Origin of the sequence: Papillibacter cinnamivorans DSM 12816 (assembly GCF_900176335.1) — a bacterium.
GTDB lineage: Bacteria > Bacillota > Clostridia > Oscillospirales > Oscillospiraceae > Papillibacter > Papillibacter cinnamivorans.
On the sequence record NZ_FWXW01000009.1, the window covers coordinates 17,203 to 31,781 of the forward strand.

The following is a 14,579-nucleotide window of genomic DNA, read 5'->3' on the forward strand; positions in this document are numbered from 1 at the left end:
TTGTTCTGCGCGCTGCTGGTTACCTCCGGCTGCACCCTGCTGCCGGGGGTAATGGGGCATCCTTCCCCGGTAAAGTAAGATTACTCCGCTGCCTGCTTCTGCTCCGGGAGGGCAAACTGCTTAACCGTCTCGTAAAACCGAGCGGCCTGCTCTTCCGTGCCGTGCACCTCTACATGAATGGGCTTAGAGAGATCGATGCTGAAAATGCCCATGATGGACTTGGCGTCCACCACATACCGGCCGGACACCACGTCGATGTCGCAGTCTTGCCGGGTGGTGGCGTTGACAAAGAGCTTGACGTCATGGATCGAGCCCAGGACGATGTCGAAAGAACGCATATGCATGCCTCCCGTTTCATTTCTGTACAGGCCGGGAACGATTGTGTATAATGGTTACGCGCCGTCCCGTTATGCCCTCATTATAAAGCAACTGCGCCATGAAATGCAATTGCTTTCCATTTTACAGAAAAATCCCCTCGGTCCGGCGGCGTGAAAGAGGAACCAATGAAAGTCGGAATCTACACTCTCGGGTGCAAGGTAAACCAATTTGAAACTCAGGCCCTGGAAAGCGAGCTTGTTTCCCGGGGCCATGAGCTCGTCCCCTTCGACGCTCCGGCGGACGCCTATATCGTCAACACCTGTACCGTCACCGCCTCGAGCGACAAAAAATCCCGTCAGGCCATCCGCCGGGCAAAGCGCCAAAACCCTGACGCTTTCGTGGCCGTCTGCGGCTGCTATTCCCAAATAAGCCCCGGCGCCGTCCGGCTTCTGGACGCAGATCTCGTTACGGGAACCGGAGACAGGTGCGCTTTTATAAAGCTCCTGGAGGAAGGCTTCGCCTCCCGGCTCCCCTTGGTGCATGTCCCCGACGTCATGCGCCGCGGGCCCTTTGAAGCTCTGCCCGCCGGCGGGCTTTCCGGCCGGACCCGGGCGATGCTCAAGGTGGAGGACGGCTGCGTCAATTTTTGCTCCTACTGTATCATACCCCACGCCCGGGGACCGGTCCGCTCTCTGCCCATGGACGAGGCGCTCCGGGAGACCCGGAGGCTCCGGGAAGAGGGTTACCGGGAGCTGGTGATCACCGGGATCGAAATCTCCTCCTACGGCGCCGATTTTCACGACGGCACGGGGCTTGCCGATCTCACCGGTGCGGTCTGCCGGGAGGCGGGGGACGTGCGCGTCCGCCTGGGCTCGCTGGAGCCCAGAACCCTCACGGAGGAGTTCTGCGCCAGGCTCGCTCCCCTTCCCAACCTCTGCCCCCAGTTTCACCTTTCCCTCCAGAGCGGCTGCGACGATACCCTCCGGCGGATGAACCGAAAGTATGACACGGCCCGGTTTTCCCGCTCCGTGGAGCTTCTGCGCGCTCATTTCGACGATCCTGCGGTAACCACGGACCTGATCGTGGGCTTTCCCGGGGAAACCGAGAGCGAATTTGAAGAAACCCTGGCCTTTATCCGAAAATGCGCCTTTTCCGCCATGCATATCTTCCCCTATTCCCCAAGATCCGGCACCCCCGCCGCCGAAATGGAGAACCAGGTGCCGAGGGCCGTCAAGGAGGAGCGTGCCCGCCGCGCTCAGGCTCTGGCGGAAACCCTCCGGGACGGATATCTCTCGCGTTGTCTGGGCCGGGTTTATCCCGTCCTGTTCGAGTCGGAGGCTGGGGGCGTCTCCCGGGGCCATGCCCCCAATTATGCCGAGGTGGAGGTCCTGTCTTCGGGCCTGCACAACCGGGTTTTGCCCGTCCGGATGGAATCCGCGGAAAACGGCATCCTCCGGGGAAGGCTGTTATAATGAATTACGTGGGGAAGACCTGTGTTTCAGATCTTCCCCACGTGTCTGATACTAATTTGCGATAGAAACGATGAAAATAAAAATCGAGGCTGTTTTTCGTCCCGCAAGGCAGACGACGCCGGCGGGTTCTATACCCGCCAAAGAGGATAACAACCCGGGGCGGAAGCCAGGCCGATTTTATCATTGTGTTCATCGCATATCCGTATTATTTCAGAAGGTATATTACAGCTTCTTGTGAATCCTCAGGAGTTCCACCAGGGTCTGGTCCCTGAATCTGGCGACCTCGGCGCTGGTGTTGCCGAATTCCTTATCCCGGTTTTTCATTTCTTCCAGTACGCCTGCCATGGCCTTATCGCTCCAGCCGTCCGGAAGGTCCTTGGCATCGGACATGTCGTTGTACCAGAGGCCAATGGTCGGGCGGATGAAGTCCAGCAGATGCTTGAGCCCGCCTTCGCCCCCTCCCAGATGCCAGATCAGGTTGGGGCCCAGGATGCCGTAACGGAGGCCCGGCCCGAACAGGCAGGCTTTGTCCACGTCCTCAACGGTGCACACGCCCCGGTTTACGATCTCGATGACCTCCCGGTACAGCGCCGCCTGCAGGCGGTTGGCGATGAAGCCCAGGATCTCCTTCTTCAGAATGACGGGTTCCTTGCCGATGGCCTTGTAGAGTTCGCACGCGGTCTCCAGCACCTCGTCTTTGGTCTTTTCGCCTTTGGCCAGCTCCACCAGGGGAATCAGATGGGGCGGATTGTAGGGGTGCGCCCCCACGCACCTGTCGGCGTATTCGGAATATTTGGAGATTTCCGAAATGAGCAGGCCCGAGGTGCTGCTGGCGTAAATCGCATCCCGGGGAGCGACCTTGTCGACTTGTGCCAGTATGCCCTGCTTGATTTCATAATTTTCCGGTCCGTTCTCCTGAATGAACTGGACGTCGCCCAGCGCTTTCATGTCGGTCGTCAAGGTGACCCGGTCCAGTGCCGCCTGGACCTCCTCCTTGTTGAAGACGCCGCACTCGGAGAGAAAATCCAGGTTGTCCTTGATGTTTTTCTTCGCTTTTTCCAGCATGGGCTCGCTGATGTCGTACAGAACCACGGGGTATCCCTTCATGCAGGAATTGGTGGCCCAGCTGGAACCGATGGTTCCCGCACCTATGCAGGCGACTTTCTTGATGCCGGATATGCTCATTTTTCTTCCTCCCTGTTTTAGATTGGAGCCCTGACCCTCGTCTGTTGGGAATGCCTCTCCAAACGGCGATTGCCTTGCCTCCTTCTAAGCCTTTGCATTTTTATTATTTAAGCAATATACATGCCAAAAATATAACGGCAACCATACGCCCGGGGGCACCTTTTCGGTGCCCCCGGGCGTTTCCGTTTGCTTATGTTGTTAAAGAAAGGGGAAATATGTTCGCTCCGGCAAACGGACCGAAAAACCGAATCTCTCCGTCTGTCAGTCCGTTTTCATGTTGTATTTTTTCATCCGTTTGTACAGGCTCTGCCGGGAAATGCCCAGTGCCCTTGCGGTATTGGTTTTATTGTAAAAATGCTTCTTCAGCGTATATTCCAGAAGCATCCGCTCGTCGGTAAAATCGATGTCGGCGCCGGAGGGAGGCTGCGGCTGGACCTGCGGGGACTGCCGGTCCGGTTCCAGATAGTGTGCGATGAGACTGTAGTCGATCCGCTCTCCCGCAGCCAGCTGGATCCCGCCCTCCAGCACGTTTTGAAGCTCCCGTATATTCCCCGGCCACGGATAGTCCGTCAGGCGCTCCACCGCATTGGCGGACATGGTTTTGGGAGATTTCCCGTATCGCTTGCAGATGACCTTTAAAAAATGCCGGATCAGCAGCGGGATGTCGTCCGCCCGCTCCCGCAGCGGGGGAATGACGATCCGGATGACGCCCAGCCGGTAATAGAGGTCTCTTCTAAACCGGTTGCAGGCGATCTCGTTTTCCAGGTTTTTATTGGTGGCGGCGATGATCCGGATATTCACCGGGATCAGCTTGTTGCCCCCCAGGCGGATGATGCTCTTTTCCTCCAGCACCCTCAGCAAAGACGCCTGCAGATCGATGGGCATGTCTCCGATTTCGTCCAGAAACAGCGTCCCCTGGTTGGCCAACTCGAATTTCCCGATATTGCCTCCCTTTCGGGCTCCGGTAAACGCCCCCTCCTCGTATCCGAACAGCTCGCTGGCAATGAGTTCCCTGGGGAGTGCCGCGCAGTTGATGGCCAGATACGGGTTGTTTCTCCTGGGGCTGTTGTTGTGCATGGCTTGGGCGATGATATCCTTTCCCGTACCGCTTTCCCCCAGCAGCAGGACGTTGGAATCCGACTGGGAGGCGGACTGGGCGATATTGATGATCTCCCTGAACCTCGTATTTTCCCCGATGATGTTGTCGAAGGTCATCTTTGCGCTGCCGCCGATCCACTTTCCCACGATCCGGTTCATCTGCTCGCTTTCCCGGATGATCACCACGGACCCGGCGTCCGCCGGATTCGAGCTGTACAGAGGGGTGCAGGTGATATGGCAGCTGATCTGCCTCTTGCCCAGGTACAGGTGCATCAGGTTGTCTGTGGTCTCCTGTCCCCGTGTCACCATGTTGATGAAGTACTCGTTCCGGATGTTTTTCCCGAAAACGCTCTGCACGGAAAGGTTGGAAATCCGGCAGTTTTCCAGGCCCAGCATCTTCTGACAGGACTTGTTCAGATAGGTGATGCTGCCGCTTAAGTCCACCACCATCACGCCGTCCGTGATGGAATCCGTTATTACCTGATGGTAGTTGGAAACCCGGTTAAGAATCATGGTGGACTGGATGTGATCCGCCGCCATGACCACCATGCCCAGAGTGTGCCTGTCGATCCTCTCGTAGGGGGCGATAAGGCCGATGCTGCCCACCACGCGGCCGTTGTTGATAATAGGGGCGAAGGAGGATGTGGTGGTGACGGCCGACAGGCAGAAATGCTCGTAGGAACACACCGATATGGGCTTTGCCAGAGAAACCGACAGCGGCAGCCCGTTGGTACCCACCTTGTCCTCCGTGGATATGAGGCCTGCCACCACGTTGGTCCTCTGGGACCATTCCGTCGCCTCCTTGTCTCCGATTACGCTAAGGGCCACGCAGTTGGCGTCGTTTAAGCCCACGACGAATCCCGTTCCCTTAACGAATTCCGACAGGCGGTTCATCACCGGAATGGCGTTTTCCATCAGGTATTTCGAATCTTCACACGCTTTTTTGAATTCCTCCGGAGAACAGATGCTGGTAAGGTTCCGCAGAAACTGGGGCACCTGGTAGGAATAACATCGCTCCCAGGAATCGTAGATTTCGGGGCGGAGCTGTTTGCGCGCCTCCGGGTTTTTATGGAGCTCCTTCCATACTCTTTTAACGTCGCTCCAGGACATAGCGCTCTGTTCCATGATGGCCGTTGGGATCGCCCCCCGTCATAAGATTTGGCTGAAAAATACAAAGTGTAACCCAATCAACCGGATAAATTCCCGGATCTGCGCGGCAAATCGGGGCGGTTTGTCAGGGGTGGTTGACACTATGGTAACACGCGGTTGACAAACAGTAAACAAGAACTGAAAAAGGGCCATCCGAATCGCAGAAAAAAACGAAGCTCCGGTACAAAATGTACACCCAAACAAAATCGGTGGTATCAAAAACTGCCGCCGGTTTATTCCCGCGGAGCCGCGCCGGTTCGGCAATCTGCCGCAGGCGGAGTCTCCCGCCGCGGCTTCGCCGGCCGCGGAGGAAAGCGTTCCCTTTTTACAAGCCTTCATAAAAAATAAAGCAAACGGCGTGCCGGAAGCGCTCCGCAGGCGGGTTCTTCCCTTGGCATGATTTTTGCTCAGTGTAAAAAGCAGGCCTTGGACTAGGAGCAATGAATGGAGGTTTACGAATAGTGAACAAAATCAGAAAGGTCGCGGTACTGGGCTCGGGAACCATGGGAACGGGAATCGCCGCCCATCTGGCAAACGCCGGAATCGCAAGCTGTCTGCTGGATGTGGTCCCCCGGGAACTGCTTCCGGCCGAAAAAGACCGGGGTCTGGACGAAAGCAGCCCCGCCTTCAGAAACCGGATTGCCGAAAACAACAAGGCAATGCTGCTCAAGGGCAAGTCTTCCGGTCTGATGGATAAGAAAGACGCTTCTCTCATCACAGTGGGCAATATGGAGGACAATCTGGACTGGCTGGGCGAATGCGACTGGATCGTCGAAGTGGTGACGGAAAATCTTGCTGTGAAAAAATCCGTTCTGAAAAAAATCGTCCCCTTCGTAAAACCGGGTACCATCGTAAGCAGCAACACCTCCAGCATGAGCATCAACGAAATCGCGGAGGACATGTCTCCGGAATTCAGGCGGTACTGGCTGGGCACGCATTTTTTCAATCCCGTGCGGTATATGAGGCTGCTGGAGATCATACCCGGGCGGGACACCCTGCCGGAAGTGGCCGGGGCGATGGCTCGCTTTGGGGAAACCGTGCTGGGAAAGGGGATCGTGTGGGCAAAGGACACACCCGCCTTCGTCGCCAACCGCCTGGGCAACTACACCAATCACGACGGGCTCAAGCTGGCCGCCGAACTGGGTCTTTCCATGGAAGAGGTGGACGCCGTCTGCGGCTCGGCCATCGGGCGCCCGGCAACGGGTGTCTTCGCGCTGTATGATCTGGCCGGGCTGGATATCGGCGTGGCCTCCGTGGCGGGAATCCATCGGGGGATTCAGGATCCCGAGGAAAAAAAGCTTTTTGCCATGCCCGGCTTCTGTTATGAAATGATGAAGCGGGGGCTTTTGGGAAACAAGACGGGCGCGGGCTTTTACAAACGGGTGGGAAAGGAAAAGCTTGCCCTGGACCTGGACACCTTCGAGTACCGGCCCCTGAAAGAGGTCCGGTTCGACAGCCTGGACGCCGCAAAAAAAGCCCGCACTCTGCCGGAAAAGCTCACCGCTTTCTTTGAGGGGGACGATAAGGCGGCCGAATTTGTCTGGAAATATATCAGCCGTCTCTTTCTTTACGCCGCCGCCAAAATCCCCGAGGTCTCCGACAATATCCTGAATCTGGACCGGGGCCTGTGCTGGGGCTACAACCATTCCAAAGGTCCCTTCGGGCTCTGGGACGGGCTGGACCTGGAAAAGTACATAAACCGGATGGAGCGGGAAGGCGGCGCGGTTCCCCTCTGGGTGAAGGAAATGCTGGCGGCGGGAATCCGGTCCTTCTATAAGAGCGAAGGCGGCAGGGACTATTATTACTCCATCCCGGACAAAGGCTATCTGCCGGTCCCGGTCCCGGAGGGAATTCTCTCTCTCCGGAATCTGACGGAGAGCGGGGCCGTCATGTCGGGAAGGGCGGGGACCCTCTGGGACATCGGTGACGGAGTGCTGTGTCTGGAGATGAAGCGGGGAGCCGTCCTGACTCCGGAGCTTTTGGAATTCATAAAAGCTGCTCAGGCGGAACTGGCGGCCCGGTGGAACGGCATGGTAATCTGCTCCTCGGGAGCGAATTTTGGCTCCGGTCTGGACCTGGACGCCCTCGGCGCAAAAATTCAGCAGGAGGACTGGGAAGGCATCGACCGCTTCCTGGCGCAGGCCCAGGCGGTTTTCCGGAACAGCAAATACTCTGCTAAGCCGGTGGTAATGGCCGTCAGCGGCCAAACCAAAGACGGGGCCTGCGAAATGGCCATGCAGAGCACGGCCGTCCAGGCCCTTGCGGAAACCTACATGGGCATCGCTCCCATAGCGGCCGGCCTGGTCCCGTCCTTCGGGGGACTCAGGGAGATCGTGCTGAAAAGCGCGGCAAGGCTGGAAGGGACTACCGCCTCGCCCATCGACATGATCGGGCCGTATTTTCAGAACATGATTTCCGGCGCGGTCTCCGGCAGCGCCAAGGAAGCAAAAAGGCTGGGATATCTCCGGGAAAGCGACGGCATCACTCTCAACCCCGACCTACTTCTCAGCGACGCGAAAAACCGGGTCCTTCGTCTGTGCCGGGAAGGGAGCGCCGCGGGAAAGAGCACCGTCCCCGCTCCCGGGCAGACGGCCCTGGCCCTTCTGAAGGCCGGCGTCATGCAGATGATGGAAGCGGGAATCGCCAGCGAGCACGACTATAAAGTCGCCTGGAAAATCGTGGACGTAATGGCCGGAGGGCAGGTCGTCCGGGAGTCCCCCATTACGGAGGAATATCTGGATTCTTTGGAGCGGGAAGCGTTTCTCCGCCTGTGCAGGGAGCCGAAAACCCAGGAAAGGGTCGCGCAGCTTAAAAAAACGGGAAAACCGCTGCGCAACTGAAACGCCGATTTTGAAAGCCTCTTTCCGGCCAGCGGAAAATTACGGGAAACGCACCGGAAAAATTCCGGAATGTTTGATTAGGAGGGAATCAATTTGCGAGAAGCTGTCATTGTAGCCGGAGTTCGCACGGCGGGCGGCAAAGCTCCCAGGGGGACGCTCAGGGACGTCCGGCCCGAGTTTCTGGGAAAGGTCTGTATAGAAGAGGCGATCCGCCGGCTGGGAGACGGTTTTCAGCCGGATATGATCGAAGACGTGATCTGGGGCTGCGCGACGCCCGAGCAGGTCTGCGGCATGAACACTGCCCGGATAACGGCCCTGTACGCCGGGATTCCGGACAGCGTCCCGGCGGTCACGGTAAACCGTTTCTGCTCCTCGGGACTGCAGGCCATCGCCTTCGGCGCCGAGGCCGTTATGAGCGGCCGCTGCGACGTGGTGCTGGCCGGCGGCGTGGAGCACATGAGCCTTATCAGCATGGGCGGCGTCATCCGCCCCAACAGCGATATCCTTGCCGACCCGAAGCTGCGCACGGTGTACACCAGCATGGGACAGACGGCGGAAAATGTGGCCCGGCGATATGGCGTCGCCAGGCAGGAACAGGATGAATTTGCGGTAAACAGTCACCGAAAGGCCGCCCAGGCTATGAAGTCGGGAAGATTCAAGGAAGAGATCGTTCCAGTTCCGGTGAAGATGACCACTCTCGACGGAGGGGGAAACCCGGTGACGAAAGAGTTTCTGTACGATTATGAGGAAGGCATCCGCTATGACGCGACCCTGGAATCCCTGGGAAAATTAAAGCCCGCCTTTGTGCCCGGCGGGACCGTCACCGCCGGCCAGTCTTCCCAGATGACCGACGGCGCTGCGGCGGTGATCGTGATGTCGGCGGACAGGGCGCGGGAACTGGGCCTGAAGCCCCGCCTGAGATTTGTGACCTTCGCGGTGCACGGCTGCGCGGTGGACGAGATGGGCATCGGACCGGTTTTCGCCATCCCCAAGGCTCTGAAAAAGGCGGGGCTGACCCTTCGGGACATCGGCCTGATCGAACTCAATGAGGCTTTTGCCAGCCAGTCGCTCTATTGCATCCGTGAACTGGGGCTCGACCCGGAGATCGTAAACGTCAACGGCGGCGCCATCGCCCTGGGCCATCCCATGGGCGCCACCGGCTGTAAACTGAGCGTCACTTTAATGCACGAGATGGAAAGGAGAAAGGTGAGATACGGCATTGTAAGCATGTGCGTCGGCGGCGGCCAGGGAGCGGCCGGAATCTTTGAGCTTTGCTGAAATTCCCGGATTGATTTGAGACAAACAATCGGAAAATGGAGGAGTAACATGAATGCACAAGGCATAGCGGGTCTGAAGTACCTGGAAAAGGAAATCGCCACCTGCGAGCGGAGAATCGCGCGGATCAAGGGCGATCCCGATCCCACCAAGCCCAAATCCAACGTCCTGCTCTACGAACTGGAACGCGACTTTAGGATCGAACAGCGGGAAGCCTATCTTTCCGGAAAACCCCTGGGCCTTTTGGGACTTGGCCCTCTGACCAGAGCCATGGGAATGGTGCCCTGGGACGCCATCATGGCGGCGGACAGGACCCACGGCAGCGAAGCCACCCGGTATTTCAACATCATCCGGAAAGGCGGCATGCCGGAGCACACCTGCGACCGGTGCTCGGTGCTGATCCCCATGATGAGCGAGGGCGACTTCCCCAGGCCCAGTTATCTGGAGACCTCCAATTTTGAGTGTATCCCCGTGTACCTGGCCCACCTGATTATGGCGGAAACCATGGACGTGCCCCATTTCCATGTCGACCGCCCCTTTAAAAACTACAAGGGCGAGCTGGACGACGCATCTTTGAAATTTGTGACCGATCAGCTGTATCAGATGATCGAGGACATTGAGGCCAAAGTCCCCGGATGCAAATACGACGAGGACTACATGATCGAGCTTCAGGAGTATAACCGCCAGTATCTGCAGTATTTCCAGCAGCTCTGGGAGCTGAAGGCCGCCATCCCCTGCCCCCTGAGCGGACGGGAGAGCTTCCGGGAAGTGCGCCTGGCGGACATGTATCCCGATCCGAAAAAAGCAGTGGAATACATGCGCCTGTACGTGGAGGAAGTGGGAGACAAGGTGGCCAAGGGCGTCAGCGCCGCGCAGCCGGAAGAAAAACTGCGCCTGCTCTGGTCGGTTGCCGGTCCCTTCTACGCCGATCCCTTCAGCTGGCTGGAACAGCGGGGAGTCGCCATTCCGGCGGCCGAAATGACCATCTACAACGGGTGGTTTTCCAAGCGCGAGGCCATCTGGGGAGACCCCTGGAAAGGCAGAAAGCTCACTCCCATTGAGGAAGAGGCGCGGCAGCTGGACTTCACATGGGGACGCCTGGGCCAGCCCTGGGTGGACACCCATATCAATTCCTGCAAGGACCTCCACCTGGACGGTATCATTTACTTCATGCAGTGGGGCTGCCCCACCAGCAACAACATGGGCAAAGTGGTGGCGGACACCGCGGAGAAGGAGCTGGGGATCCCCACCCTGCTGGTGGAAGGCCGGATGCTGGAAAGCAGCATTTTCGATTCCAAGGATTTCTTCTCCAAGCTGGAGGATTTTATCGCGGTCGCCGAGGCCCGGAAAAACGACCGTTCCAAACAGAAAAATTCGTAGAAAGGGAGGGATCAAACCGTGGGATTGAATCAGGAAATGGAAACCAGGCTGCAGACTCTGATCCGGAGCAACCAGCCCGAAAATCGCATGAAATGGCTCAAAGAGTGGAAGGCCCAGGGGAAAAAGGTGATCGGGCTCATGGATATTTACGTGCCCGAGGAGGTCATCTCCGCGGCGGGGATTCTGCCCTGGCGCATCACCGGCAGCTGGGACGACAGCGATCCTCACGCGGCCCTGTACCGCCCGGAAATGAGCTGCCGCTATTGCTCTCATGTGCTGGAGTCGGTGCTGAGCGGAACTCTGGATCAGCTGGACGGCTTCGTGTGCATTCCGGTGGACGACGACTTTAAACGGCTGTGGGATGTGCTGCATTATCTCAAAAAACCTCCCATGACTTACATCATGTATCTGCCCCATTCCTATTCCGAACTGACACTGGGCATGTGGAACAAGTCCATCCTGGAATTGAAGCAGGTGCTGGAAGACTGGACCGGCAAGACCATCAGCGACGACGCTCTTTCTGAGCAGATCGCGATTTATAACCGCATGCGCGGCCTTCTCCGCCAGGTCTATGAGCTTCGGAAACGGCCGGTTCCCGCCCTCACGGGCGCGGAGGCCCTGGGCCTTGTCACCGCGGCCAGGATCATGCCCCGGGAAGAATTCAGTAATGAGCTGGAAGCCCTCCTGCCCTACCTCCGGGAGCGCCGGGGCACCTTCAGGGACAGCAGCTGCAGAGTGCTCGTGTGCAGCGAATATCTGGACAATCCGGCTTACGTTCAGCTGGTGGAGGACTGCGGAGCGGCTGTGGTGATGGACGAATTCGACACCGGATCGAAGTACTTCTGGGGACAGGTGGAGGTGGGTTCTCAAAACCCGTGGGAAGCACTGGGCAAGCGTTACATGGACCGGCCCGGCACTTCTCGGATGGAAAACTGGACCGAGCAGATCGGACAGATCAGGGATTGGGTGAAAGAATACAACGTCCGGGGGATCGTCGAGCTCCGCCAGCTGTATTCTCTGCCTTTGGCCTACCGGTTCCTGATCATGAAAAAGGAACTTGCGGCGGCGAACATTCCCTATGTAAGCCTGGATCGGGAATACCACCTGGCTCAGACCGGGATGCTGTCCACCCGCGTGGAGGCATTTCTGGAAATGATCAAGGGAGGATAACGGGGCATGATCACTGCCGGAATAGACGTCGGTATGGAAACGGTCAAAGCCGTGGTTTGGGACCCGGACAGGGCAAAGGCTTACTCCTGTGCCTTGCCTTTAAATCAGGCTCCAGTTTCTCAGACCGCCCGGCAGGCGTTTCAGGCGGCGGCGGCCAAGGCGGAAGTGGCGCCGGAGGCGGTATGGAATATCGCGGCAACCGGCAGCGGCAGGGAGGCGGTGGAGTTCGCCCGGTCCTATCTGGGCGAGGCCGTCTGCTGCGCCCGGGGCGCGGGGGCTGCGGCCCCCTCCGCTGTCACGGTGATCGACCTGGGAGCGGACAAATGCCTGGCAATCAGATGCCGCGGCGGGCAGCTGCAGAAAAGCCTCCGGAACGACCGGTGCGCCTCGGGCAGCGGAAAGTTTCTGGAGATCGCGGCGGCTCCCCTGGGCGTCGGTCCGAAAGAGCTGGGGCAAATGTCCCTCGGGAGTCGGAACTATATCGAGATCAACAATAAATGCGCGGTCTTTGCCGAATCGGAGATCATTTCGCTCATTCACGCGAAACGGCGCCCGGAGGATATTGCAAAAGCCGTCTTCCGCAGCCTGGCGCGAAGGATCTATACCATGGCCATCAAGCTGGACTGGGAAGAAGAAGTGGCCATGGTCGGCGGCGTCGCTTATAACCAGGGGATGGTCAAGGCGCTGGAGGAAGAACTGGGGTGTAGGGTTTTCGTACCCAAGGAGCCTTTGGTGACGGGCGCGCTGGGAGCGGCCCTGCTGGCTGCCGGAGACAGGGGGGAAGGCGGATGCTTGTAGCGGGAATAGACATCGGGTCCTTAAGCGCCAAGGCCGTCCTCATGGACGGGGAAGAGCTTCTTGGCGGGAAGGTAATCTACACCGGACCGGACCCGGTGGAATCCGCCGAGCAGGTGCTCCGTCAGGTCCTGGCGCCGCAGCACCTCCGTCGGGAGGATATCCGGTACATTGTGGCCACCGGGTACGGCCGGGTCAACGTCCCCTTCGCCCAGTCCACGGTGACGGAGATCTCCTGTCACGCCAGGGGGAACCACTACCACTTCCCCGGGGTGCGCACCATCCTGGACATGGGGGGCCAGGACTGCAAGGCCATCCGCAGCGACGAAAACGGCAGGCTTACGAATTTCGTCATGAACGACAAATGCGCGGCGGGAACCGGGAGGCATCTGGAGCGGGTGGCTTCCACCCTGGGGCTGAAGCTGGATGAAATCGGGGATCTGTCCCTGTCGTATACCGGGGAGCCCTGCCTCATCAGCAGTACCTGCGCCGTGTTTGCGCAGACCTCCATCGTCGGTTTTCTCCGGGCGGGGTATCCCATCAACAACATATTGGCCGGAGCCATAGACGCAGTGGTCGACAGGGTCCTCGCCCTGATGGACGCCGTCGGCGTCGAGGAGGAGCTTTGCATCAGCGGCGGCGTTGCGAAAAACTCGGGGGTGGTGAGGCGCGTGGAGGAGCGCCTGGGGATGAAGGCCAGGATCGCCCCGGAACCGCAGATCGTGGGCGCCATCGGAGCGGCCCTCTTTGCCCGGGATCGGGCAAGGCGCTGATTGCCGGGTCTGAAACCGACGGTCCATTTCGTATATACTGCAGTAAAAACAGCTCCATGGAACAAACGGCGGAAATGGGACTCAAATCCGAAAGAAAGGAACATCCATATGAAGCGACTGGCAATCATGGGAGTGGGCTCTCTGGGCACAATCATGGGCGCGTATATCTCAAAAGCCGGCAGGCAGGTGGATCTCGTCGACGCAAACCGGGAACACGTGGCCGCGCTCAATCAAAACGGTGCCACCATCGTGGGCAACGTCCAGATGAACGTACCGGTAAAGGCCCTGACTCCCGATCAGATGGAAGGCACCTACGACATCGTCATCTATATGGTCAAGCAGACCTACAACGACTCGGCTTTTCCGCAGCTGCTGCCCCATGTGGGAAAGGATACCATCATCGTGGCCTGCCCCAACGGGCTGCCGGAAGAGATCATGGCGGATTACTTCGGAAGGGAAAAAATCCTGGGCGCGCCGGTGGGCTACGGCGCGGAATACATCGCACCAGGCATCTCCAAATCCACCACGGTCTATTCCAAGATGTTTATGGAGCTGGGCTCCTTAACCGGTGAAGTCACGCCGGCCGTGACCGAAGTCCGGGAAATCATAGAACTGATGTGCCCCGTCCATATCACCACCAACCTGCTGGGCGGCAGATGGTCCAAACTGTATCTCAACGCAGCGGGCAGCGGAATGTCCACCGTGCTGGGCTGCACCTTCGGCGAGATCTATGAAAACGACACGGCCCTGAACATCGCCGTGGAGCTGGGCAAGGAATGCATTGAAGTCGCCCGGGCAAACGGGGCCACGATGATCCCCATGAACGGGATGGACTTTGACAGGGACTTGTACTTCACGGACGAGGAAGACAAGAAAAGGGTCATTGCCATCTGGAGGTCGGACTTCTTTAAGGCTTACTCCACCGGCACCGCCAGCATGCTCCAGGACATCAACAGGGGAGCGAAAAAGACGGAAATCGACGCCATAGACGGCGTCGTGTCCCAGCTGGGGCGGAAAAAGGGCGTCCCCACCCCCCGGTGTGACAAGGTGATCGAAATCGTAAAGCGGATGGAAACACGGGAGTTGAAACCCGGATTTGAAAATCTGAAATTGTTTTAAAGGAA

At 58.4% G+C, this 14,579-nt stretch carries 11 protein-coding genes; 8 read left to right on the top strand and 3 right to left on the bottom strand.

The window, feature by feature from the left end:
- Positions 1-80 precede the first annotated feature (80 nt).
- Entirely contained in the window at positions 81-338 is a 258-nt protein-coding gene (locus B9A13_RS11850) for an HPr family phosphocarrier protein (RefSeq protein ID WP_084235378.1), read from the bottom strand.
- Between the two features lie 165 nt (positions 339-503).
- Between B9A13_RS11850 and mtaB the strand changes: the two genes are divergently transcribed.
- Positions 504-1,790, top strand: coding sequence for a tRNA (N(6)-L-threonylcarbamoyladenosine(37)-C(2))-methylthiotransferase MtaB (gene mtaB / locus B9A13_RS11855; RefSeq protein ID WP_084235379.1), 1,287 nt, complete (start codon positions 504-506; stop codon positions 1,788-1,790).
- Positions 1,791-2,012: 222 nt separating this feature from the next.
- Here the strand turns inward: mtaB and B9A13_RS11860 are convergent, their stop codons facing one another.
- Positions 2,013-2,975, bottom strand: a complete 963-nt coding sequence (locus B9A13_RS11860; protein WP_084235380.1) for a 3-hydroxyacyl-CoA dehydrogenase family protein — start codon at positions 2,973-2,975, stop codon at positions 2,013-2,015.
- 261 nt (positions 2,976-3,236) lie between these two features.
- Entirely contained in the window at positions 3,237-5,198 is a 1,962-nt protein-coding gene (locus tag B9A13_RS11865) for a sigma-54-dependent Fis family transcriptional regulator (RefSeq protein WP_084235381.1), read from the bottom strand.
- Positions 5,199-5,683: 485 nt separating this feature from the next.
- Here B9A13_RS11865 and B9A13_RS11870 point away from each other — a divergent pair, with 485 nt between their 5' ends.
- The 7 genes from B9A13_RS11870 (at position 5,684) to B9A13_RS11900 (ending at position 14,574) form a co-directional block, all read left to right on the top strand.
- Entirely contained in the window at positions 5,684-8,062 is a 2,379-nt protein-coding gene (locus B9A13_RS11870; RefSeq protein ID WP_159448131.1) for a 3-hydroxyacyl-CoA dehydrogenase/enoyl-CoA hydratase family protein, read from the top strand.
- Between the two features lie 93 nt (positions 8,063-8,155).
- Complete coding sequence (locus B9A13_RS11875; RefSeq protein ID WP_084235383.1) at positions 8,156-9,340, top strand: thiolase family protein; 1,185 nt, start codon at positions 8,156-8,158, stop codon at positions 9,338-9,340.
- 48 nt (positions 9,341-9,388) lie between these two features.
- Entirely contained in the window at positions 9,389-10,717 is a 1,329-nt protein-coding gene (locus tag B9A13_RS11880) for a 2-hydroxyacyl-CoA dehydratase family protein (RefSeq protein WP_084235384.1), read from the top strand.
- 18 nt (positions 10,718-10,735) lie between these two features.
- On the top strand, positions 10,736-11,887 hold the full coding sequence (locus tag B9A13_RS11885) for a 2-hydroxyacyl-CoA dehydratase subunit D (RefSeq protein ID WP_143807001.1): 1,152 nt from the start codon (positions 10,736-10,738) through the stop codon (positions 11,885-11,887).
- Positions 11,888-11,893: 6 nt separating this feature from the next.
- A complete protein-coding gene (locus B9A13_RS11890) occupies positions 11,894-12,685 on the top strand; it encodes an acyl-CoA dehydratase activase (protein ID WP_084235386.1) in 792 nt (263 codons plus the stop codon).
- A complete protein-coding gene (locus B9A13_RS11895) occupies positions 12,676-13,455 on the top strand; it encodes an acyl-CoA dehydratase activase (RefSeq protein WP_084235387.1) in 780 nt (259 codons plus the stop codon). Before B9A13_RS11890 ends, B9A13_RS11895 begins: the two co-directional genes overlap by 10 nt.
- Before the next feature lie 108 nt (positions 13,456-13,563).
- On the top strand, positions 13,564-14,574 hold the full coding sequence (locus tag B9A13_RS11900) for a ketopantoate reductase family protein (protein WP_084235388.1): 1,011 nt from the start codon (positions 13,564-13,566) through the stop codon (positions 14,572-14,574).
- Positions 14,575-14,579: the final 5 nt, after the last annotated feature.